Consider the following 974-nt stretch of genomic DNA (forward strand, 5'->3'; position numbering starts at 1 on the left):
AGAGGTCGCGCAGATAGGCGCGGTGCTGGTACCCCGGCAGCAAGACAGGCACAGGTCCTGGTGATCATGGAGTTGCGACGCTCTGTGATCACCGGGGAGACCTGTGCCTGTGCTGCCATCATGGCTGACCGAACCGCTCTGGGGCCAATTCGTGGCCCTGCTGCCCGAGCGGCCGGAGTACCACCCGGACCATCCGCTGGGCTGCCACCGCCCACGCATCAGAGACCGGATCGTCTTCGACAAGATGCTGCAACTGCTGCGCTTCGGCTGCTCCTACCAGGCGATCGCCGACACGACCTGCTCGGCCACCACGATCCGCAACCGTCGCGACGAGTGGATCCGGCTCGGCGTCTTCGCCAGGCTCAAGCAGATCGCGCTGGAGTCCTACGACCGGATCGTCGGCCTCGTCCTCGACCAGATCGCCGTCGACGGCTCGATCACCAAAGCCCCCGGCGGCGGCGAGGTGGCCGGGCGCTCCCCGGTCGACCGCGGCAAACAGGGCCTGAAACGCTCCGGCATGACGGACGGTTACGGCATTCCACTGGGCCGCGTCCTGGCCGGAGCCAACCGCCACGACTCCCCGCTGCTCGCCCCGACCCTGGACCGCCTGGACAACCTCGGACCGTTACCCGACGACATCACCGTCCACCTGGACGCCGGCTACGACTCCGACAAGACCCGCACCCTGCTCGACGAACGCGGCCTGCACGGCCGGATCGCGCACAAAGGCGAGAAGGCGCCGATCCAGGCGAGTCAGAGGTGGCACGTGGAGCGCACGCACGCCTGGCAGAACGCCTTCCACCGCCTCGCCCGCTGCTACGAGCGCCGGGCCACCGTCATCGACGCCTTCTTCGACCTCGCCGACACGATCATCACCGTACGTAGCCTGATCCGCCAGGCATGGACCACCCACCGCTGGGACGAACGCCCGCACCGCCGTCCATGAGTAGTACACGCCTATCTGCGCGACCTCT

General features: G+C 68.0%; 1 protein-coding gene. It reads left to right on the top strand.

Annotated features, from left to right (window positions below; all coding sequences use genetic code 11):
* Nucleotides 1–103: 103 nt before the first annotated feature.
* Nucleotides 104–946 carry an IS5 family transposase gene (locus F7R91_RS41765; RefSeq protein ID WP_150959106.1) on the top strand — a complete coding sequence of 281 codons (843 nt, stop codon included), beginning with the start codon at nt 104–106 and terminating at the stop codon, nt 944–946.
* Nucleotides 947–974: the final 28 nt, after the last annotated feature.

This window comes from Streptomyces luteolifulvus (genome assembly GCF_008806595.1).
Classification (GTDB): Bacteria; Actinomycetota; Actinomycetes; order Streptomycetales; family Streptomycetaceae; genus Streptomyces; species Streptomyces luteolifulvus.